Here is a 22,466-nt window from a genome sequence, read left to right as displayed (position 1 = left end):
ATGATAAGATAGTAACTTTTAGAGCGAGTTGACACTGACCACACAAATCTGAACCTTAGCAAACAGGTTATTGTAACATGTTCGCCCGTAAAATCCTAGTTGTTGAGGATGAAGAATTTTTTGCCTCAAATATTAGAAAAAGTTTACAAAAACTAGGTTATTCTGTTTCAGAAATAAATAAGTCTGGTGAAGATGCAATAAAAAAGGTAGCAGAAACTCATCCCCATTTAGTATTAATTGATATCTGCCTAGCTGGAGAAGTTGACGGTGTGCAGGTAGCGGATATTATCGAGAATCACTTCCATGTGCCTGTAGTGTATCTAACAGAGGGTTCAGAATATAAAACATTACATAAAAATCAGCTAAGTGAGCCTTTTAGCTACATAGTCAAACCATTTCTTGAAAGTGATTTACATTTTGCGATTGAAATGGCTCTGTATAAACATCAGAATAAAAACATATTATACGAAGAAAAACAGAGGCTGGCGGCAATTATTAACAGTATGGGCTGTGCAGTGATTGTCACATATGCAAATGGTTGTATTCAAATGATGAATCCCATAGCAGAACTAATCACTGGCTGGAAGCAAAGTGAAGCCTTAGGTAAAGATTTAGTAGAAGTCGTTAATTTAGTTGACAAAGATGTAGGAGAAACAATTAAAAATTTAGCCAGATATGTAATCGAAGCAGGTGAAGTTTTGAATCTCCCAGAAAACTGTACACTGATTACCAAAGATGGCAAAGAAATAGCGATTGGAGATAATGTTTCACTCATCCGTGATCAGAATGGGAATATTACTGGCGCGGTTTTAGTTTTTCAAGACATCACCAAACGCAAGCAGACAGAGGCGCAACTGATCCGCAATGCGTTTTATGATGGGCTGACAGCATTACCGAATCGTGTTTTATTCATAGATAGGCTCAGACAAGCAATTGAACGTAGCAAACGTAGAAGCGATTATTATTTTGCAGTTTTATTTTTGGATTTAGATGCCTTCAAGGAGATTAACGATCGCTTTGGGCATGGAATAGGGGATGATTTTTTAGTAGCGATCGCTCGACGCTTAGAGTCGTGTTTACGCGGTGGCGATACTGTAGCACGATTTGGTGGTGACGAGTTTACTGTTCTTTTAGAAGATATTAAAGACATTACCGACGCCACCAATGCTGCCAAACGTATTCAAGACTCTTTACAATTGCCACTTAACCTGAATGGATATCAATTATCTACTACAGCTAGCATTGGTATTGCTTGGAATTTTAGTAATTATGAGGAGCCTGCAAATATGTTACGGGATGCTGATATTGCTATGTACCAAGCTAAACGGCAGGGAAAAGCTACTTATGCCATATTTAGTTAATTAGTCCTTTCTGCCACCACTTAAATCAAATTACTACAATTTTCTTTACAACGAGAAGTAAATTTTATATAAATGCCAGTTGCAAAGATACGTTGTCGTCTAATTCTCTGACCGAAGAGGCAGGGGAGCATACTTCGACTTCCTTCCCTACGGGACGCTGCGCGAACGGCTCCTTTCGGCAACTCTTGGAGACGCTATGCGTAGCTTGCTTCCCCGTAGGGGTACGCTCAAGGCAATACTTCGGCTACAGGTCCGCTCAGTAACAAGGGGAGCAGAGCGCAAGGAGAGAAAGATTCTAGAATTACCCTGCCAAAAGCGTCTCAAGCCTCTAAATTTATTTATGAGCAAGAGAAATATTTATTTCGAGATGCTACGATTCTGCCCGCTTAAACTTATACAAAATCCAGCAGTATAATCTAAAAATTGTAAATATTTATAACAAACTCAAACTTTATCCACTTATCTTATACATCTTAAACTTGGGGTAAGACTTGATCTCAAACAGACATATGTAATGCTACATACAGATTGAGAGCTTACTTATGAATACTTACTATCTCAAATTACCAATTCATATAAATACGCCTAAGCGGCGTTAACAAAAAGAGTGGTTCGCGTAAATTAGGCATTAAGCGCGTATAAGCATTAATTATAAAAAAGGTAACTTATTTTAAAATAAGTAGGTGCAGCACTTCTCTACGAGACACTGCGCTCAGTACAAGTGCGCTCACCAGCTGCTCAGTGACCACACTTCGGCAAAGCTACTTCGACTGCGCCCAACTCACCAGAGGCTGCGCCAACGACTACGCCCTTCGGCTACGCTCAGGCTAAACTCAGGACAAGCTTAGTACAAGTCAGTGGCCGCCGCAGGTATTGCTCTTTGGGAAAAACTTTTTGGTTAACAACTATAGTAATCCTATTTGATTTGCTCTTCACCGAGAAACTCAGATCCCCCACTTCTTCAAGAAATCGGGGATCTTTTTGTTCGTAACTGATTTAAGATTTCTATATCTAGAATTTTTATTCATGGAAAAAACCGAAAAACAGAAAATGCTCGCAGGCGAATTATATTTGGCGGAAGATCCAGAATTGGCTGCCGAAAATAAGCGAACTAATCGTCTGTTGCGAAGGTATAATTCCACAACAGAAGAACAGCAAGAGCAACGACAGCAAATTTTGCAAGAATTATTTGGAAAGATCGGTGATAAAGCATCAATTGTGCCACCCTTTCACTGTGACTATGGTAGTAATATTTTCGCTGGCGACAGATTTTATATGAACTATGGCTGTGTAATTTTAGACTGTAATACAGTTAATATTGGTGAAAATGTCTTATGCGCTCCTTATGTACAAATTTATACTGCTTATCACCCTATAGAGCCGGAAATTCGGCTTTCTGGTAGAGAATTAGCTGCCCCAATTAAGATTGGTAACAATGTCTGGATTGGTGGCAGCGCAATTATTTGTCCGGGTGTAACTATTGGTGATCACACAACCATTGGTGCTGGCAGTGTAGTTGTCAAAGATATACCTGAGAATGTTGTAGCTGCTGGCAATCCTTGCCGCGTCATTCGGTATTTATCCTAGAATTTAAAACTTATAACCTCTGGCAATCCAATAGAGCCAGTCTGCGATCGCTTCTTGAGTCTCGCTGTCAGCATCAATGGCTGCTATTTCAGATAATTTTGCAGAATATACATCTTCATCCTTACCATTAATGTAAGCAACTTCTACAAACATATCTTTTAAGCACTCATCATCTGGGGCCATTCCCAGCACTTCGACTTGTTTTTCCTCGCTAGCAGCTGATTTACGTCCCTTCTTAGTCCATTTAGCCAGAAAGGGAAAATTCAGAGCCTCTTCCAGGTAGTAGTACCAACCCATGGCCCGGTCTTCTTTGTCTTCAGCATCTACAATTATCTCTGTTTGAATACGATGCTCTCGGTTTATGTCGGGTTCAACACTAGGCATAAGACAAGGCTTTGCGGATGATGCATTTTTGATAATACTACACTACCAGAGTTTTGACTAGGAATAATTTTTCTAAAATATAGTTAAGTATATCTAATCTCTACAAAAAACCGCTTGTTATTGACAAGCGGTTTTCTAGTTATTGCCCTCAAGGGGAAACTTATTTGTTGCACCAAGATGCAAAGTTTTTTCTTAGCATTAAAGCACGAAACTTTTTAGAGATTAAACAAGTCTCAAATCAGGATAACTTGCCAACACATCATCAGATGTCAGCGTATCATTTTCAGCTTGCGGAGTCCAAAGAACTTCAATTGCCAGAAGTTTTTCGCTAGGGATACTACCAATTTGGCGCAAAGCTTGACGCAAATCATCAGCACTGTTAATCGCTGTTGGAATTTCAAACTTGCCTAATGTCGCCGCCAGCAAGGTGACGATAATGTATTCTCCAGCGCCTTCGGTAAATAGACGGGTCGGGTTGTCGAGTTCACCAGCCGGGGGTAAAGCATCTTTAGCTAAGGCTGCTTTTAGCTGGTTGTTGACATTAGAAAGAGTTTCTTCGCTAAACTTGCTGCGTTCTGCCAGTGACAGCCGATTAAACTGACCTTCAGCTGAATTTAAACTGGCTTGTTGAGTGCCTCCACCTGCATATACAAAGTATTCGGGATGACGGAGTAAAGCTAGGCTGGCTTCTTGCAGAACTTCTGCTCTCCCCTCTGGGGTGTTAGTATCAGCAGTTTCAGCAATGTGGTTGAGTTCATTTTGCAATTCACGGGCTTGAGCTAACAAACCTACTTGCAAACGAGTTACAGAAACAGGAGAGTTACTGCTGTAATCTGCTTCTCCAGTTTCACCGCCAGAGACACGGCGGAAAGTTTGCAATAAGAAATTAGCGAGCGCAAAGAAAATTAAGACGCCAAATAGACCACCAAATCCTCCCCCAATACCCCAGAAGGGAAGTAGGAAGGGAAAGCCAAAACCACCACCAAAACCACCACCAGGATAGTATCCGCCCCCGCCAGGAGGTGCATAGGTGCGCGGTGTATATGTGCGGCTGGAAGGCGCTCTAAAGGAGCCGCCACCGATCCGACCTCCACTACGGGCCGCTAATGCGCCATCGGCGTGACTAAGAGCCAAAGCTAACACCAGGACTAGGGCTAAGAAGGTTTTTAACAGCGGTTTGATGGTTTGTTGTAGTTTTTTACGCATAATACAATCGCTTGGAAAACGGAATTTTTAATGATTTATCCCCATGCTCTTAGGAGTGTTGCGGTATGTCGCTTACGCCAGCCCGTAACAAGTAAGCTTTGTAGCATTCACTTTTAGAGGCTACATATTCAATTTACCGCGTCTTATTTTGGGTAGGCAGCGATCGCAGGGGGGATTTCTCGACTGGGGAACCGTACCTTAAGACTTCTTCATCATCACATAAATTTGCGATGTCTACGACGGGCTACGCCTACGGCCAATTCTTGCTACGTCTTGGACTAGCACTTTCAGACTACAGTCTTGGATTATACTGATAATTTTGACTGTTCTTTTTAATACTTTACGCTGCTTATTTTATTACAAGCCGGGAGGATATTTTTAAATTATCAAAAGCATTTACTAACATCTGGCGGCTTTTAATTTACGTATACGCAGTAGGCTAGCAAGTGTCCATGATGCCCATCAGTAAGCGCAGCCAGCTCCTAAATAGCTATCAAATACTTATCCAATTTTTTGGCATTTTGGCACAACAGTCCAGAGGATTCAGGATATTCTATTGAACGGAGCTAAATTTCGTAATTTTCGCAACAGTTGTTTACTGAGCAATTTGGCTATAAGTGCTAGTTTCTATTTATTGTTCATTATGCACAGAAATTCTCAAGGATTGAGAAATTTGCAGCAAAAATAAAATAAACACAATAAAAAAATAATCTTCCTGGCTAATCTTGTAAAATCGGCTTTAAATTTGTCTACCACATTCGTTTTAAAAGAAATAAAATAGTAATTAGGGCTTTGAAAATAATCCTAATTGTAAATAAATTAAAAATTATTTGAAATATAGTCATCAACTTTGTTATGGAACATATTTCTCAACTTACAGCCGAAATCAGAGACAAAGCTGCATACCCAGATATCCTAGTCATATCCAGGATCTTCCTACCGAAAGAAGCTGTAATTGGGGAATATATCTACAATCGCTGTCTCCAAGATCCAGAACGAGTTATTGTGCTGGCGGCTAGTTGCTCAGGAGATCAAGTATTTGATCAAAGTCAACAGTTTCCCGTGTATCGCTGGTTTTACCCTAGATACTGGCGTAGTGGCTTTGTGGGGAGTATCCTGAAGCCTTTGGTCAATATCCTCTGCTCATTTGTACTAGCAATCAAACTTTATTTTCGCTATCACTACCGTTATATAGAGTGGGGTCACGGCTATGACTTTCCTTCACTGTTGCTATTGAGCTATTTGCTACCTATTCGCTTTTTTATCTATCTGCACGGTAATGATCTTCTTTATGTATTACACAATCCCGTGCTGCGATCGCTCTTTAAATTAACACTCAAACGAGCCGAAGGCATTGTTTGTAACAGTTCTTATACAAGAGACTACCTCAGAACTGCTTTCCGATTAGATACTCCTACCCACGTGATTAACCCAATAATCAGACCAGAAAAATTTGGTAATAATGTAGCGAGTCCCAGTAGCCTTGATGATTTACGTGTTCGCGTGCGTCAGACTTACAACATTCCCGAAACAGCAATAGTTATTCTTTCCATCGGAAGGTTAGTAAAACATAAAGGTTTCGACCGAGTAATTGATAACATCCCACTATTGCTAACTTTTGGGGTCGATGTCCACTATATACTCTGCGGTCAAGGGCCAAGTGAATCGGAACTGAAATCTCTGGCGCATCGGTTGCGGGTAGATAAGCGAGTCCACTTTGCCGGATATGTGCCAGAGCGAGAATTAGCAGGTTATTATGCAGCTTGCGACATATTTGCGATGCTGACTTTATCGGATACTAAAGCTAATAGTATGGAGGGTTTTGGTATGGTTTATTTAGAAGCAAGTTACTTCGGTAAACCTGTAATTGCCCCTCGCTTAGGCGGTGTTTTAGACACAGTTCAGCATGAAGAAAATGGGATACTGGTTAATCCCAATTCTGGTTATGAAGTTTTTCAAGCTTTCAATCGGTTGTGCAAAGACCAGCAACTACGTGAGCAACTCGGTCGCAAAGGTAAAGAATTAGCCAAGCGGAGAATCCTTCATCGATCGCTTTACAAATCAGAGGGGAGAAACGCGATTTTGTAAGATGAATACACATTGAAGACATTTGTAGGGGAGTAAGTCCTTACGCCCCTACGATGGGATGTTTTTTAACTGGAAGTCCCTTAGTGAATTACCGAATTGTATTACTAGTCCTTCATGGTAGCAACTTCTAAAATGGATTGCCGATCCGATTGGATTTCAGCCAAAATATTTTTAATAGATAGTGCCCACCATCGACATCTAGGATTATCTCGGCAACTTCTAATGTTTCTCTAATGTTGCTTTCAGAAATTAATCTTATGGTGATGACTACACTAAGAAAGAATCAGCTATTTTATGTCAACTCGTAGTTTTACCCTCAAGGGATACTTACTAGTTAGTTTGTCCATTATTTTACTGATATCGGTTGTACTCGTGCGTGGTGCGTCGGAAGCAGTCCTTCCTAATCCCGCCACCGATATCTCAAATTCTACAGCGAAGGGAAAACAGACGGCAGTTTTCGCAGGAGGATGCTTTTGGGGAATGTCAGCAGTTTTTGAGCATCTCAAAGGTGTTTCTGATGTTGTCTCTGGTTTTTCTGGTGGGAGTGCAGCAACAGCAGACTACGAACTTGTCAGTTCTGGGTTGACAGGTCATGCTGAGTCAGTAAAAATCACCTATGACCCATCACAAATATCATATGGCCAACTGCTGAAAATTTACTTTTCTGTGGCACATGACCCAACACAGTTGAATAGACAAGGCCCTGATTCAGGGAAGCAATATCGTTCAGTCATATTTTTTGCCAACGATGAGCAAAATCAGGTTGCGCTTAATTATATTAATCAACTCAACAAAGCACATATTTTTCATCAGCAGATAGTTACTCAACTACTCCCTTTGAACGGTTTTTATAAAGCCCAGGAGTACCATCAGCACTTTATTGATCGCAATCCGAATTATCCCTACGTGGTGGTAAATGATTTGCCGAAGTTAGCTCAATTAAAATCACAGTTCCCCAATCTGTATAAGTAGGTGTCGCTTTCTGGCAAAGATACTTTTGCTACTGTTCAATACCGCTCACCTTGACTTGAAAAATTCTCTTCGCTTATGTTAGTGATTCAAGTAATTAAATCAGCCACTGAATTATGAAAAAACGATATTTTTTACAAGCTGGCGCAGCACTTGTTGGTACAGGATGGTTATCACGGTATTTAACTGGGAGGTCACAAGTTATGGCAATTACAAAAGAGGAGTTTGAAATCACTAAAACTGAGGAAGAGTGGCATCGGATTTTAACGCCCCAACAGTTCGATGTGCTGCGGAAACATGATACTGAACTAGCTAACACCAGCCCACTTGATAAACAATATGCAAAAGGGACTTATGAGTGTGGTGCCTGCGACTTACCATTGTTTACATCTGAAACTAAATTCAACAGCGGCACAGGCTGGCCTAGTTTTTATGCACCTATTGATGGGGCAGTTAGTACATCAGTAGATAACTCCTTTTTGACGACCCGAACTGAAGTACATTGCCATCGTTGTGGTGGGCATTTGGGTCATGTCTTCGATGATGGACCTGCGCCTACTGGCAAACGTTACTGTATGAATGGGGTGGCGATGAAGTTTGTTTAAGATTAAGTCTTACCAATTCTACTGTGGAAATTTTAATTGAGAATTTGAAAATAATGGTCAAACTCATACTTTACGGAACTCCAGTCAGTACTTATGTTCGCACTGTCCGGTTGCTGCTAGAGTCAGCAGGTGTAGATTATACCCTTAAAAAAATTGATATCTTCAATGGAGAAAACCAGTCAGCAGAGTATTTGTCCAAAAATCCTTTTGGTAAAATACCGACTCTGGAAGTGGATGGAGAACTGCTTTACGAAACAGCAGCAATTACCGAATACCTCAATATAGTGTTTGCTGCTCACAAGTTCAGCCCATCTGAACCGATGCTCCAGGCGCGGATGCGTCAGATAATAGCGATTATTGATAGCTATCTTTATGCTCCTGCTATTAGAACAATTGTGATTGAGCGCTTGATTGTACCAAGTCAGGGCGGCAAGACAGATTCTGACTTAGTGAAAAAGGCACTCACGCCTGCACAAAGGGCTGTAGAGGCAATTGAATCGCTAGCTGTTGCTAGCCCGTATCTACTTGGCAGCGAAGTAAGCATTGCCGATTTCTACCTGATTCCCATCTTCATCTACCTATCACAGACTTTGGAGTTTGAGGCAATTACTGTTCAAACTCCGAAACTGCGGAGTTGGTGGGATGAGGTCAATCAGCTTGAGAGTGTGAAAAAAGTGTCTGCCTAACTTCAAAGTCCTGAACGTAGTCGTTGGCGCAGCCTCTGGTAGAGTTGGGCGCAGTCGAAGTAGCTTTGCCATATCTCTACGGGGAAGCAAGCTAGCAAGAGCGTCTCGTAGAGAAGTGCTGGCTATGACGCTCTCTTACCAGACGCTGCGCGAACGAATACTCGCTCTAAGCGTACCCCCGCAGGGGTACGCTATCTGCGTCGCATGGCGCTTTCATCAAGGGCAGTGGTAAAGATGTAGTGATAATAAATTTAAGCGCTACAACTCTTGAGATGTATAAACCAGAGGATGCACCCGCCCGCATCGAGATTACACGACGCAGCCTCAAGGATTTGGGCTTGCTGGCTCAAATTAACTAACCACCACCGACAATAGTTACCACTTCTAAGCGATCGCCTGGTTGCACTTTTGTTTGCGGCCAAAACTGGCGGTGTAAAATTTCGCCGTTATATTCTACAGCCACCAAGCGGGGGTTAAAACCCAACTGTTGGATCAAATCGGGTAAAGAAGTTTGAAACGAGCAGCTATGGGTTTCCCCATTTACCTGAACCGTAATTTCATTGGACATAAGTCATGTTAGAAATTGGGCATTGGGCATTGGAGCCTAGTTTTTCATCGTTTGTGCTAAGTTGCAGAAAACCATTTTGAATTTAGAATTTATAAAGGTTCTGGTTTAATGCGATTGAGTTGGGAGAGGAAATATTGTGTTACTAGGGTAGGCTGTTCGGCTTGCATGAGCGATCGCACCACTGCTACACGTTCGGCTCCGGCATCGATCACATCATTGATGTTATTGGCATCTATTCCCCCAATAGCAAACCAGGGAATTGAGCAATTTTTGGCAGCATAGCTGACATATTCTAAACTTGTTGCTGCCTTACCTACTTTCGTGGGAGTTTCATAAACTGGCCCTACCCCAATGTAATCTACACCTTCAGCAATTGCTCCTTGCATTTCTTCTTTATTTGTGGTAGAAAGACCTATCAGACGTTGCGAACCGAGTAATTGCCGAGCAACAGCAATGGGCATATCTTGTTGTCCCAGATGCACCCCATCTGCATCGACTGCCAAAGCCAGATCCACGCGATCGTTAACAATGAACAAAGCACCGTAGATATGGCATAACTGCCGGAGTTTTCTAGCTTGTTCCAAACGCAAAGAATCATCGGCGGTTTTGTCGCGGTATTGTAAAAGCGTTAATCCACCTTTAAGTGCAGCTTCGACGTTGTTCAATAAATTTTCCCTAGGGGAAGTAACAAGATACAAACGCGATCGCCACAACAATTGATGGCGCTGATGACCCATTAAACTACTTTCTAGGGTATAAACCTGATAGCGCATCTGCTTACAAGCTTTAGCCATAGTTGGGTGGTAAAGCTTGCCATATTCTTCCAGTACCCGCAATGCTTCTTCTATGCGGCAAAAGTTAGCTTGCAATACTGATTTTATACTAGCTCGTTGTTCTTCCTGAGGATGGGTTAACTCAGTTCCAGGATCGCCTGGTGTATCTCGCGCCGCCCGCAATTCCGGGGTATGCAACTTGGCTACCTCTTGGCGCAAGCGCTTGCATTCAAGAGCCAACTGGGCATTATTCAATCCAAAGCGACACCATTCCTCAATAATTCGCAAGCCTTCACGAGCGCGGTCTAAATTGGCATCTAAAATGCGGTAGACAACCTGCTGTATTTGCTCTTTTTGGCTGTATGGCTCGACCATTACAACAACCCCGTTAGTGCTTTCATCGAAGTGTGAATTATCATATATCCTAGTAACCATAATTAATTAATTTGCTTTTTTTTACTCAAATATTGCGTATTTTACGCAAAACAACGTAGCAGTGAGGGTTACGGTAAATTATCCCATGTTCCTATAGGCAGTGATAAGGGTAGTTTGAGGCTACAGTTTTGCACTAAGGTTAGTCAAGTATTTTACGGTAAACGACAAGCTTACAAAGGACTGGTAAGAGCAGATACACCAGAAAATCCCCAATGGGCAAATTAAACTTGAGACTGCATGGATACTATTTAGAGAGCATTAGTCTTTGAGGATAATTTAAATATCAATGTTGGTATCAAGGTGGAATGCAAATAGTTTCCGTTAGAGAACTTGAGAATGTTCTTAATTCAAATACTGTAAATCAATCGCGACGAATTCGTTACAACTTCTTATTAAACGTTTCCCAAGAGATTCAAAATATTATCAAAAATCAACGTTTTATCTGGGAAGGAAACGACCCTCTAAATGCGTTTCCTGTTTTAAACGCCAACCTGATAGCCGAAAGCAAATTTTTGATGTAAATTCACTAGTACGTCACGGCGTAAATAGAGCAACCATTTAAAATTCCTAAAGAGCTTATTCCATAATACTTTTGACTTTTACTTCCGCTACGCCCAACTCTTAGAGAGGCTGCGCCAACGACGCCGCCCTTCGGCTACGCTCAGGCTAAACTCAGGCTAAACTCAGTACAAGTGACTTTTTACCCAACTCTTAGAGAGGCTGCGCCAACGACTTCTCTACGAGAAGTCGAACCGTTGACTTTTGACTTCCGCCTTGCGGTACTAGCTGCCACCCCGAATACTACCATCTGGGATGATAGTGCTATAAAGAATAACTCAATATCAATTATTACTATGTATTAAAAATCGCCAATTGCACAATATATGGGTAATATTATCGACATAATACTTTTTATAGAGTATAAGAATTTATTGTTAATTATAAGGAGTTGTGTTAAAGATGATTCCCCCTAGTGTGTTTACTGAGTACCTGAGAGTAGATGTTATGCTTGCAAAGCTGAAGTTTCTGAAATCAGCAAGACTTTTATTTTTTAGTTTTTATGTATTATCTTTTACCGTAGGCATGGTAGCGGTAGGTATAGCGTTCTTGGGTACAAGCCTGGGTAGTGCGATCGCTCAGATTCCATTGACACCAGATTCAGCACCTCTGGGTGAAAAAACAAATTCTCAGGTTAACGTGCTGTTTGTCAACCCAAGTGGCGGAAATGACAGCACAGGTAATGGCAGCGAATCCGCTCCGGTGAAAACAATTACCCAAGCGTTGCGATTAGCTAATACCAATACTGTAATTATGCTCTCCACGGGCACTTATAGCGCCGAGACAGGAGAGATTTTCCCCTTAATACTGAAACCGGGTGTTTCAATTCAAGGCAATCCTAGCAATCAAGGTAAGGATATTATCATTCAGGGAGGTGGTGATTACCTGAGCCGGAGCTTTGCCGGTCAAAATGTCGCAATTGTCGGAGCAAACCAAGCCTTCCTGACTGGGGTGACGGTGACGAACTCCAATCACCGTGGTTACGGTTTATGGATTGAATCTAGCAATCCGGTAATCGCGGAAAATACATTTATTGGTAGTACCCAGGATGGGATTTCTGTCAGTGGTAATGCTGCACCCACCATTAGCAAGAATTACTTTGATCACAATGGAGCAAATGGGATCACAATTGCCGGTAACTCCAGTCCCCAAGTGAAGGAAAATGTCTTTCACCAAACGGGTTATGGGATCAATATTGCCCAAAATGCTGCTCCTATAGTCATAGGCAATCAAATTCAGCACAATAGATCGGGAATTGTCGTGCAAGCAAATGCCCGTCCAATTTTGCGGAATAATTCTATTCAAGATAATAAAGAAGATGGTTTAGTAGCGATCGCTCAAGCAATGCCAGATTTGGGTAATGCATCCGAACCTGGGGGTAATGCATTTCAAAATAATGCTCGCTACGATATTAACGCCAGCGCTGCTAAACAGGTGATTTCTGCTGCTGGTAATAATCTTGTGAGTAGTCGCATCACTGGCAAGGTAGATATTAACGGTACAACAGCACTAGCAACCCAAAATTCTCAACCCGCCCCTGTTCCCAATAATGTGTTAGGAGAAATACCAGCAAATAGTGAAATCACCTTCTCGGCTGCTGGAGTTTCTGAAACTACTAATGGGCAAACCAGCAACAGCATTTCACCAAATAATCCTGTTCCTGGACAATTAAACAGTCAATTGCTGCCATTGCTGCCAGCCAATATACCACTTTCCGTGCCTATATCCAATCAACAGCAAGCAACCTCTAAAGTTGCCGGTTTTCCTACTCCTAGCAGCTTGTCAGGTAGACAAATACCAACTGACACTTCAAGAGTTGCAACTTCCAGTTCAGCACAGCCTCCTAGTACACCACAGTTGAATTATGTGCGGATTGATCCTAATACGATTGAGTTTACTGCTCCTCAGTACCCATCCAATTCAGTAGCACAGCCACCAGTTCCAAGTATGAGGGATCAAACACAGCAGCCATTACCAATACCAGAAGCTGCTACCCCAAATGCTGAAGCCCTTTTACCAGTTCCTGATCGCAATATCTCTACTCGCAATATACGAAAAGCACCAGTACCTACAAGTATGCCCGATGGCGGGAACTCTGCGACACAATTTGGTGTACGCTATCGCGTAGTAGTGCCACTAGCAACTGATAAGGATAAAGATTTAGTACGATTCCTTGCTCCAGATGCGTTTCCCACAGTCTGGCAAGGTCAAAGAGTTATGCAAGCAGGAGTATTTAGTAGTGAATATAACGCTAAAGAAATGCTCAAAACACTCTCTAGCAAAGGTTTAAGGGCCATTATGGAACCGTTGAATTGAATAGGGAATTGTGCATCCCTTCGGCTTCTCTACGAGACGCTACGCGAACGCTCAGGGCAAGTGGGTATGGGGCAAAGATATGCAATTAGCGAGAAAAGCACCTCAAAATGAATATTGATCCACTTGAGAGAGCGATCGCTTTTCTAATGTGGAGGAGGCAATCGCGGTTTCATCAAAGGAGCGATCGCACACCCTTATATCTGCACTGATTTGGCGACTTGCGTCTGGATACAGCAGGCTCAGTTTTTTCCGTTTTACCAACTTTCGGTGATTGGGGATCGGCTAAGATATCCAGGGCAGACAAATGACGAAACTCGACGGAACAAGGGGTAGCGTTACCGCCAGGGCTGCCAGATTTTTCTCGTTTTACCAACATTCGGTTATTTGTTGGGATTTAAGTTCTATCTTTATCAGTAAGCATCACTGTAACTACTGTTACAATGATGCTCATTATGAAACGTAATTATAAAGGTTTCAGTCGGTAAATTTGAGATCCCCTTAATTGGGATAATTGTTTTGAGTTAGAGATGATTCACTCTTGAAAAGTATGCTTCAATGTAGCATAAATCATCTGAATCTATTACGCTCCCATAAATGACGCGCCCTCTGCCACTCATTGCTAGCTTACCGCGCTGCTTACAACACCCTTAAGGGCTGCAATCCCCTGTTCAATGCTAGCCCATAGACCCATGTCAGGTTCCTTACCGGCTATTTCTCGCGTTCCGACGAAGTAAAGAACGCCTTTAAGAATCTCTTGGTGAGCGCGATTTTCAAAATTAACTCGGTTGAGCGGTTCCATCATATCTTGAAGGTCATCATTCAAGGACTGGGCAACCTTGTGTAGAACCAGCCCGGTCATTGTCTGTTGATGCTTTAGCAACTCAAGCTGTAAGTACTTGTCATACAGAGTTAGCTCGGAGCCGCTCATCATTTGGCTTACCTTCTGGGCATGTTGTTGAGTAATGTCGCGAGGTTCTGCTGCGTTGCCGTATCTAGAAATAACTGCTTCGATGATGCCGAGATTTTCGCGATCACTCTTAATCATTCCTTCGAGCCGCTCGCAAATCGTATTGTCCTCCGTCTGTGCGATTAACTTTTGCTCAGTTTCCAACAGAACATTCTGAAAAAGCTTTAGATCAGCAAGCTTAGTCGCTATATTTGTCACATCGGTCATTATTATTAACTCCAGACTACAGGTTTTATCGGTTATCACAAGCAAACTCACTTTTTCCATCTTCTCGTGAGGTTTAAGTAAGTCCGTCCCTCTTCAGAAAGATTTATATCAAGTTCGTCATAGTAGGCTATCAACGCTGAATGGCACGAATAAAAGCGGAAATCCTTGCCAGATTGAGATTACAGCTTTTCATGAATGAGTAGTGAATGAATAGTCAGGCGATAGCCCTTGGTGGGCACTCCGTGCCATCGTGCATCCCCATACCTACGTTGAAGAGGAGACTTGCGCCTGGAAACAGCAGGTTCACTTTTTTCCGTTTTCCCAACAATGGGTCATAAGTTGGTATTTGAGTTATGACTGGATTAATTAGTAATTATGTACTAAAAAAGGTCTAATGAGTTTTTTTCACGCAATCAAATAGGACTCCTATATTGCTTTTCTAATGTGGAAGAGGCAATCGCGGTTTCATCAAAGGAGCGATCGCACAGTTAGCAAAGACTTGTATAAATATACAGTGACAAATTATCTTAGGACTTACGCAAAAATCGCCAACTTCGCTTAATTTATCTAACTGCCAAGACGCCAAGAACGCCAAGAATCGTAGAGTGTTGTTACAAGTTTGTTGTGCTGAGGATACATACATTGCTCCAAAATTTTTACCAACTTTCGGTGATTGGGGATCGGCTAAGATATCCAGGGCAGACAAATGACGAAACTTGACGGAACAAGGGGTAGCGTTTAGGTAGGCATAAAAAAACTAATCTATGTAAAGATAAGTCAATACGGAGAATGTATCTACCGAGGTAACTTAAAGTATGGGCGCTCGTCTAAGAGTATTTTTGACTCCGTTGAATTAGAGTGGCAACATCTCAAAAAAGATGAACTCTCAGGGCAAACATTTGATGATGAATTAGACCTTGCTTATGCCGTAATTAATGGTGTTGAAACTAGGACAGAAAAAGTAAATTACAGTATGCAAGGTGTTAAATTTAACTCTAATTCAGATAGTCAACGTTTCGTAACATGCTTATAAATTTTTCCGCCTACCAACTTCCTATATTATTTATATTAGTTGTGTAGATTAGGATCACAGACAACACGAAAAAAAAAGGGTTGACGTAACCTGTGATGTAGGTTGAAGATAAGCCAAATAATAAGGGAACTTATGTAATGTCCAAAAAGAAAGTATTAATTTTGGCAGCGATTCCTCATGGATTACGTTTAGATAAAGAAATTCGGGAAATAGAAGAAGCTATTAAGCGAGCAACAAAACGGGATTCATTTGAAGTTAAAATTATTACTGCTGTACGTCCTCAAGATATTCGTAGGGCTATTGCAGAAGAACTTCCTCAAATTGTCCATTTTTGTGCACATGGTATGGAAGATGGCAGCTTGGTGTTAGAGGACGATGCTGGAAATTCTAAATATATATTACCAACAGCATTAGCGTCATTATTCCAGCTACATACTGAGTATGTTAAATGTATATTAATAAATGCATGTTATTCCGAAAAATCGGCTTTAGCTATTAGCCAATATATTGATTACACTATTGGTATGAATCAGTCGATTAATGATCAAGTGGCTATTGTATTTGCTAGTGGGTTTTACGATGGGCTAGGGTATGAAAATTTAGATAGTCAAGATATTATTCAAAGAGCTTTTAATGAGGGTATAGTTGCTATTCAAATGGAAGACTTTTCACAAGGAGAGATACCAATATTGAAAAAAAAACTTTTGTGGGTTGAAAATTGCCCCATAACACCAGATAGAAGTATATATATTGAACGACCCCCCACCGAGGATAAATGTTACAAGGCAATTGTACAACCAGGAGCAATGATTCGGATTAAAGCTCCACAGAGGATGGGTAAAACACTTCTGAGTGAGAAATTGCTTGACTATGCTAGACAGCAGGGTTACAAAACAGCAAAATTAGATTTGAAGCTAGCTGATAGTTCTGTCCTTACTAACTTAAAAACTTTTTTACAATGGTTATGTAATAATATTTCTGAGATTTTAGAATTAGAGTCTAAATTGGATGACTACTGGCAAGATGAGACGGGAATAAATACTAGTTGTACTCGCTATTTTCAAAAGTATTTATTACCAAATGTTGATACATCTCTGGTTTTTGCTATAGATAATTTTGAGCTGCTGTTTAAATATAAAAATATTTTTTCTGAATTATGTTTACTTCTCCGTAGTTGGTATGAAACTGCTAGACAGAATGATAGGACGGGGAAAATTTGGAAGAAACTCAGGTTAGTAGTAGTTAATTCTACAGAAGTTTATCCAACCTTAGACACTAATCGCTCACCATTTAATGTTGGATTACCAATTGAGTTACCTGAGTTTAACACTTCTCAAATAGAAAAAATGGCTCAGATGTATAAATTAGATATCAAGTTGGGCGAACAAGGCATAATTAAATTGATGAGATTATTAGGTGGACATCCCTATCTAGTGCAAGAGGCACTTACCAATCTTAATAGTCAGGAAATGTCATTAGAGAAACTATTGGCACTTGCACCGACAGAAGAGGGAATTTTTAATCACCATTTACGACAACAACTGAAGTGTCTGCAAGATGATTATCAGTTAAAGTCGGCATATAAAGAAGTAGTAAGAATTCTTGAACCCATTCAACTTCAGCCCGAAATTATGTTCAAACTGCATAGTCTGGGGTTAGTTAAAATTATTCGCAATGAATGCGTTCCCAGTTGTGATTTATATCGTCAGTATTTCTTAACGTATTTGGGGTAATATATGATTGATAAACATGCTAACGAATATATCTTTTCCGGTACCTTGCCTGGAAACGCCAGCACATATGTGATCCGGTTAGCTGATAACGAATTATTAGACGCACTTCAAAAAGGAACGTTTTGTTATGTACTGAATTCTAGACAAACTGGGAAATCCAGCTTGCGAGTTAGAACAATGAACCGACTTTTATCAGATGGCGTAGAGTGTACATGTATTGATTTATCTTCCATCGATATCCAAAGTGCTACACAAGAAAAATGGTACGCAGATTTGATTGTTAAGCTTATTGACAACTTTGACTTAGATATCAATTTTAAGGAGTGGTGGTCGAACAACCAGTTTAACTCATCTTTGTTAAAATTTGGTAATTTTATAGAAAATAAACTACTTGCACAAGTTCAAAAAAATATTGTTATTTTTATTGATGAAATTGATAGTGTTCTTAATCTCAATTTTCCTACTGATGATTTCTTCGCATTTATTCGTTCTTGTTACAATCAACGTCCTGATAATCCTGAATACAATCGCCTCACCTTTTGTTTATTGGGGGTTGCATCACCCAGTAATTTAATAGAAGATAAACAACGGACTCCATTTAATATTGGGAAAGCTATCTCTCTGACCGGGTTTCAATTACATGAAGTTGAGCCGTTAGAAAAGGGGTTATACCAAAGATATTCTGACGCTCATGGGGTGATGAAAGAAATATTGTATTGGACAGGAGGACAACCGTTTCTAACGCAAAAGCTGTGTCAGTTTATGGTGGAAGAGTCTTTTCAAGATAATTATCGTTCTGTTGAACAGGTAGTGAAATCCCACTTCATTGAAAATTGGGAATCTCAAGATGAACCAGAACATTTACGAACTATTCGAGCTAGAATTTTACGGGATGAAAAACGGGCTGCGTACTTACTAGAACTATATCAGAAAATTCGACAGACTGAAGAACAGTCTGAGATAATAGCAGATAATACTTTAGAACAAAGCGAGTTACAGCTTTCAGGATTAGTTGTTAAGCAGCACAACAAGCTAAGAGTTTACAATCCCATTTATCAAGAAGTCTTTGATTTCTCTTGGATTGAAAATCAATTAAAGAATCTACGACCTTACTCTGAAAGTTTTAAGTTTTGGGTGACTTCGGGAGAAACTGATGACTCACGATTGTTACGGGGTTTGGCTTTACAAGAAGCTTTTGAATGGGCGATTGATAAAAACTTAAGTTATCAAGATAAACAATATTTAGCTGCTAGTAAAGAGAAAGAAATTCAAGAGGCAATTATTGCGAAAGAACAAGAAGCTGCTTTAGAAAGAGAGAGAAAAGATAGAGAAGCAGCAGAGCAAAGAAATCAGGCATTAAGTAAGGCTAATAAGAAAGCTCAACAAAAAATTACTTTTGGGTTCATTATTTTATTTATAACAGTACTAGGAGCAGTAACTGTATGCCTTAAATCTATAAATTTAAATACTGAAAACGAAAAGCTTAAAGAAGATATTGATGCTGTTCAAGAACTAAATCATCAAGCTGCAAATTTACAAAAAAACGCTAACTCAAATAGAGAAAATTTCATTAATTATAATGAAGATATAAGGCGTTCTGCTTTATCATTTAATATTAATGATCACGAGCTTCAAAAAGCATTAATATTTGCTACGCATTCACAAGTAGAACAACAGCTAGGATTACCAAAAGCAAAAGCATATCAAAAAATTAATGAAGCTCAAAAACTTTTATTAAAAGTAGATAAAAAAGCTTTAAATTCTCCTTATGGTTTACAAGCTCAGGTGTTAATTCATAGTTTTCAAGGAAAATTATTATCTCAAAAAAAAGAAACTTATAAAAAAGCTATAGAATCTTATTCTATAGCTTTTGATATTTTGAGACATCATCGACAAGAAACTGGTTTTCCTATGTATAATCAGTTGCTCACTAATGAAAATGTTGAATCTGTTTATCGAGAATTAATTTATCTATACTATAACGATAGGACTTACTTAGAAAAAAGAAAAGAGGTTGAGAAATTTATAACTAAACATCTTTACGATCAAGTTGAAAGTTTATTAAAAGTAAAACAGTGGTCATTAGCTAATGAACAAACATTTAAACTCATGAGTAATATTGCTAAAGATTCTCAAAGAGGAGACTATTTAGATAGCAAAACTGTTAATAGTTTTTCTTGCCCTGACCTACGACAAATAAACAACTTGTGGCTCCAAAATTCAAATAACTTTTATGGCTTTAGTGTGCAAGAAGAAATATGGATGAACACCATCGGAAGTAAGCAATACATAGAACCTAACGAAGGTAAAGATAGTCAGCGGTTTTTTAAAGATTATCTACGGTTTGCTGAGGTAGTTGGTTGGAAAGTTGAAGAAGAAGCAAAAGAAGTAACAGCGCTGGGAACAGGAATGTGGAGGGCGAATCCTAAGATTAAAGGCAGTCTCCCGTCACCAACCTTTTACGGCGCTTTCAACATTCCTCCAGCATTTGATCTAGAACGGCCAATCTCTCTTGCATTGCGATTAAAGAAATGTCAGTTAAACAACTGGCACAATGAAATGATTCTTCCGCCGATGGGCGATCACTTACCGGTTCCTGATCAGAATCGTAGGGGAATATTGATGATTTGTCCAACAAAGACTAAGTGTAAAAGAGGTTGAGCCCAAGAAAACCATCCTCTAATACTCCGACACGATTTCAAAGTACCTCAACATGACTTTGAAGTCCTCCAACACAAATTTCAAGTACTCCAAGACGACTTTCAAGTACCTCGACACAAGTTTCAAGTACTCCAAGACGACTTTCAAGTACCTCGACATGACTTTGAAGTACTCCAAGACGACTTTCAAGTACCTCGACATGACTTTGAAGTACTCCAAGACGACTTTCAAGTACCTCGACATGACTTTGAAGTACTTCAACACGACTTAGAGGTATTTATTACTGAATTAAGTACCTTTTTTGACAAATAAAATAAAAGTTTCAGTATAATTTACTAAAAATAATTAAGTCGATGTCAATTTGCTTTAATTTTTCCGAATTATTTCTCAGAGAAGTTTATGGTTGCATTGGCTAAAGTATATGCAGTAACCCTATAACCTCCTTCAGGAGCGCATTTCATGGCACGACTAAAACGCAGTTCACCTACTCTCGAAAAAGCTCTCCGTCGAATTGCAGGAATGCGATCAATTAGCTCTACGCTAGAATTTGGCAACGGATTGAGTTTGACAGACTACGACAGCCGCATCCTAACTTTGCAAACTCAGCTATCAACCTACAACACTTTACTATCTACCTTGGATGAAATGACAGGTCGCCTTTCTCTCACTGAAGAAGAATTGCGCGGCTATTCTGAAAAGATGTTAATGAGTGTGGCTACTCATTATGGTAAAGACAGTTTGCAATATGTCCAGGCGGGAGGCAAGCAACGCAAAAATTTATCACGCCGTTTGAGCAACACCCAATCCCCATCCGATAGTACAGCTACACTCTTGAATAGTGCAAACAACAATGGTAGAGAAGCCCCTGTTGTATTACCTTAATCGTTTAACTGCATCATGCTGATGATTGCTCCTTTATCTAGTTACAAATGGGGCGATCGCTTTCCTATTTTTCTTCTTCAGTTTTGTTTAAGTTCCCGTTATTCTCCTTATCTCCCCATCTCCCTCATCCCCACTCCCTATCCTGGCTTATGATCCAAACGAGTTGCTTGCTCTAAGGCGGCTTTTTCTCTGGCTCGGCGGGCATAGGGTTGTAATTGGGCGCGATCGCAACTTGTTAAAATACTCAGGTTTTCTAAGGTGATCCCCCGCATTAACATTTCTACGCGCCAGGTTTGTTGTGCCTGAGCTACAGCTGGCCTTTGTGCTTGGGGAGTTAACAGTCCCTCACTCCATACTTGCCAACGTGTCTGAAGCTCTGATTCAGAGAGCGGTTTGCCTATTTCATTCAAAAACATGGCTGTTTGAGCATCTTTACGACTTTTCAGCAATTTGATTAAGGGATTATTGGTGAAAGAGCCATAGCGTTTGCCCAGAATCCACTGATTCACAGGTACTTGACGAACAAGTCCTGGGATTGTGATTTGCAGGAAGTGCCCTTGAGGATCATAGATTTGGTGCGATCGCTCTAAGCTAATTATTTCTGTGGCAGATAATCCAGCCCCAAATAACACATAAGCCAAGGCATAATCTCGTACTCCCCATTTTCTAGCTTGTTGCAGAATTTCATGAACTAAACTAGCTGGTAAATCAGCTACTTCTGTGGTAGGGAAGCCTCCTTGTAAGGAGTTTGTTGCTGATTCCGCTGAAGATGACATGGCTCCATGTAAAAACAACTCCACCAAATTTTCCAGAAAATCATCCCGATCCTCCCAAAGTTCGTGAAATTCGCTGGTAAACTCAATTACGGCATATCCCAAGATCATCCCATTTAGCAAACTAGCTAATTTTTCTGCGGGTAAATAGGTATTTAGGTGTCCTTGCTGGATTACAGTAGCTAAATACTGGGCTACATAGCGGTTTGCTTCTGTTACTCCCCTGCCTAGTGCGCGGCGATTTTCTGCTGGGAATTGGTCGGCTTCACCGACCACAGACCGCACGAACTCTGGCACTCGTTCTAATGCATGTAAGCTATCACTTGCATAATCTTTTAGAGCTTGGTAGACATTGCCGGGAGGCGTTGCCCGCCGCACTAGGGACTCACCTAAATCCTTGAAGGCTGCGGACTCTTCCAGCACAGCTAAAAGCAGTCCATGCTTATTGCCAAAATTCCGAAATAGAGTCACTTCGTTGACTTCGGCTTTTTCAGCAATTTGGCGGGTTGTGGTAGCGCTAACTCCCTGAGCAGAAAACAACTCAAGTGCAGCTTGAATCAGGCGTTGACGAGTGGAAATGAGTTGAGATGACATAGAGAAATGCAAGTGGCACTTGCACGGATATCAGAGTTCTGCTAGCATAACAAATGTAAGTGATACTTGCTTTACTCTCC

17 protein-coding genes are annotated in these 22,466 nt (G+C 40.5%); 10 read left to right on the top strand and 7 right to left on the bottom strand.

Features of this window, described 5'->3' with window-relative positions:
• Window positions 1–77: 77 nt before the first annotated feature.
• Window positions 78–1,361 (top strand): GGDEF domain-containing response regulator, encoded by a 1,284-nt coding sequence (locus V7K49_RS26770; protein ID WP_335208331.1) that lies wholly within the window; start codon window positions 78–80, stop codon window positions 1,359–1,361.
• A gap of 1,026 nt (window positions 1,362–2,387) precedes the next feature.
• Complete coding sequence (locus V7K49_RS26765; protein WP_335208329.1) at window positions 2,388–2,948, top strand: sugar O-acetyltransferase; 561 nt, start codon at window positions 2,388–2,390, stop codon at window positions 2,946–2,948.
• Between the two features lie 3 nt (window positions 2,949–2,951).
• On the opposite strand, the gene V7K49_RS26760 is transcribed toward V7K49_RS26765, so the two are convergent.
• Both V7K49_RS26760 and V7K49_RS26755 read right to left on the bottom strand, forming a co-directional pair.
• Window positions 2,952–3,332 (bottom strand): calcium-binding protein, encoded by a 381-nt coding sequence (locus V7K49_RS26760; protein WP_335208328.1) that lies wholly within the window; start codon window positions 3,330–3,332, stop codon window positions 2,952–2,954.
• A gap of 222 nt (window positions 3,333–3,554) precedes the next feature.
• Window positions 3,555–4,538: a DUF1517 domain-containing protein gene (locus tag V7K49_RS26755; RefSeq protein ID WP_335208326.1), complete on the bottom strand. Its 984-nt coding sequence runs from the start codon at window positions 4,536–4,538 to the stop codon at window positions 3,555–3,557.
• A gap of 855 nt (window positions 4,539–5,393) precedes the next feature.
• On the opposite strand from V7K49_RS26755, the gene V7K49_RS26750 reads away from it, so the two are divergent.
• The 4 genes from V7K49_RS26750 (at window position 5,394) to V7K49_RS26735 (ending at window position 8,886) form a co-directional block, all read left to right on the top strand.
• Window positions 5,394–6,626 (top strand): glycosyltransferase family 4 protein, encoded by a 1,233-nt coding sequence (locus V7K49_RS26750; protein ID WP_334874156.1) that lies wholly within the window; start codon window positions 5,394–5,396, stop codon window positions 6,624–6,626.
• 294 nt (window positions 6,627–6,920) lie between these two features.
• Window positions 6,921–7,598: a peptide-methionine (S)-S-oxide reductase MsrA gene (gene msrA / locus V7K49_RS26745; RefSeq protein WP_335208325.1), complete on the top strand. Its 678-nt coding sequence runs from the start codon at window positions 6,921–6,923 to the stop codon at window positions 7,596–7,598.
• A 113-nt stretch (window positions 7,599–7,711) separates the two neighbouring features.
• A complete protein-coding gene (msrB, locus tag V7K49_RS26740; protein WP_334874160.1) occupies window positions 7,712–8,200 on the top strand; it encodes a peptide-methionine (R)-S-oxide reductase MsrB in 489 nt (162 codons plus the stop codon).
• A 53-nt stretch (window positions 8,201–8,253) separates the two neighbouring features.
• On the top strand, window positions 8,254–8,886 hold the full coding sequence (locus tag V7K49_RS26735) for a glutathione S-transferase family protein (RefSeq protein ID WP_335208324.1): 633 nt from the start codon (window positions 8,254–8,256) through the stop codon (window positions 8,884–8,886).
• A gap of 355 nt (window positions 8,887–9,241) precedes the next feature.
• Here V7K49_RS26735 and thiS read toward each other — a convergent pair whose 3' ends face one another.
• Both thiS and V7K49_RS26725 read right to left on the bottom strand, forming a co-directional pair.
• Window positions 9,242–9,454 (bottom strand): sulfur carrier protein ThiS, encoded by a 213-nt coding sequence (gene thiS / locus V7K49_RS26730; RefSeq protein ID WP_334874164.1) that lies wholly within the window; start codon window positions 9,452–9,454, stop codon window positions 9,242–9,244.
• A gap of 89 nt (window positions 9,455–9,543) precedes the next feature.
• The gene (locus V7K49_RS26725; protein ID WP_335208323.1) at window positions 9,544–10,662 is read right to left on the bottom strand and encodes a thiamine phosphate synthase; all 1,119 of its coding nucleotides are present in this window, start codon (window positions 10,660–10,662) and stop codon (window positions 9,544–9,546) included.
• 960 nt (window positions 10,663–11,622) lie between these two features.
• Here V7K49_RS26725 and V7K49_RS26720 point away from each other — a divergent pair.
• Window positions 11,623–13,536, top strand: coding sequence for a DUF1565 domain-containing protein (locus V7K49_RS26720; RefSeq protein ID WP_335208321.1), 1,914 nt, complete (start codon window positions 11,623–11,625; stop codon window positions 13,534–13,536).
• 172 nt (window positions 13,537–13,708) lie between these two features.
• On the opposite strand, the gene V7K49_RS26715 is transcribed toward V7K49_RS26720, so the two are convergent.
• Window positions 13,709–13,912: a hypothetical protein gene (locus tag V7K49_RS26715; RefSeq protein WP_335071880.1), complete on the bottom strand. Its 204-nt coding sequence runs from the start codon at window positions 13,910–13,912 to the stop codon at window positions 13,709–13,711.
• 243 nt (window positions 13,913–14,155) lie between these two features.
• Entirely contained in the window at window positions 14,156–14,710 is a 555-nt protein-coding gene (locus V7K49_RS26710) for a hemerythrin HHE cation-binding protein (RefSeq protein WP_335208319.1), read from the bottom strand.
• Window positions 14,711–15,880: 1,170 nt separating this feature from the next.
• On the opposite strand from V7K49_RS26710, the gene V7K49_RS26705 reads away from it, so the two are divergent.
• The 3 genes from V7K49_RS26705 (at window position 15,881) to V7K49_RS26695 (ending at window position 21,019) form a co-directional block, all read left to right on the top strand.
• Complete coding sequence (locus tag V7K49_RS26705; protein WP_335208318.1) at window positions 15,881–17,476, top strand: AAA-like domain-containing protein; 1,596 nt, start codon at window positions 15,881–15,883, stop codon at window positions 17,474–17,476.
• Between the two features lie 3 nt (window positions 17,477–17,479).
• Entirely contained in the window at window positions 17,480–20,137 is a 2,658-nt protein-coding gene (locus V7K49_RS26700) for an AAA-like domain-containing protein (RefSeq protein WP_335208317.1), read from the top strand.
• A 459-nt stretch (window positions 20,138–20,596) separates the two neighbouring features.
• Window positions 20,597–21,019 (top strand): hypothetical protein, encoded by a 423-nt coding sequence (locus V7K49_RS26695; protein WP_335208316.1) that lies wholly within the window; start codon window positions 20,597–20,599, stop codon window positions 21,017–21,019.
• Between the two features lie 137 nt (window positions 21,020–21,156).
• Here V7K49_RS26695 and V7K49_RS26690 read toward each other — a convergent pair whose 3' ends face one another.
• Window positions 21,157–22,386, bottom strand: coding sequence for a TetR family transcriptional regulator (locus V7K49_RS26690; RefSeq protein WP_335208315.1), 1,230 nt, complete (start codon window positions 22,384–22,386; stop codon window positions 21,157–21,159).
• Window positions 22,387–22,466 lie beyond the last annotated feature (80 nt).

This window comes from Nostoc sp., from assembly GCF_036919675.1.
In the GTDB taxonomy this organism is placed as follows: domain Bacteria; phylum Cyanobacteriota; class Cyanobacteriia; order Cyanobacteriales; family Nostocaceae; genus Nostoc.
The sequence above is the reverse complement of the archived record's forward strand: the minus strand, read 5'-3'. Positions and strand labels throughout refer to the sequence as shown.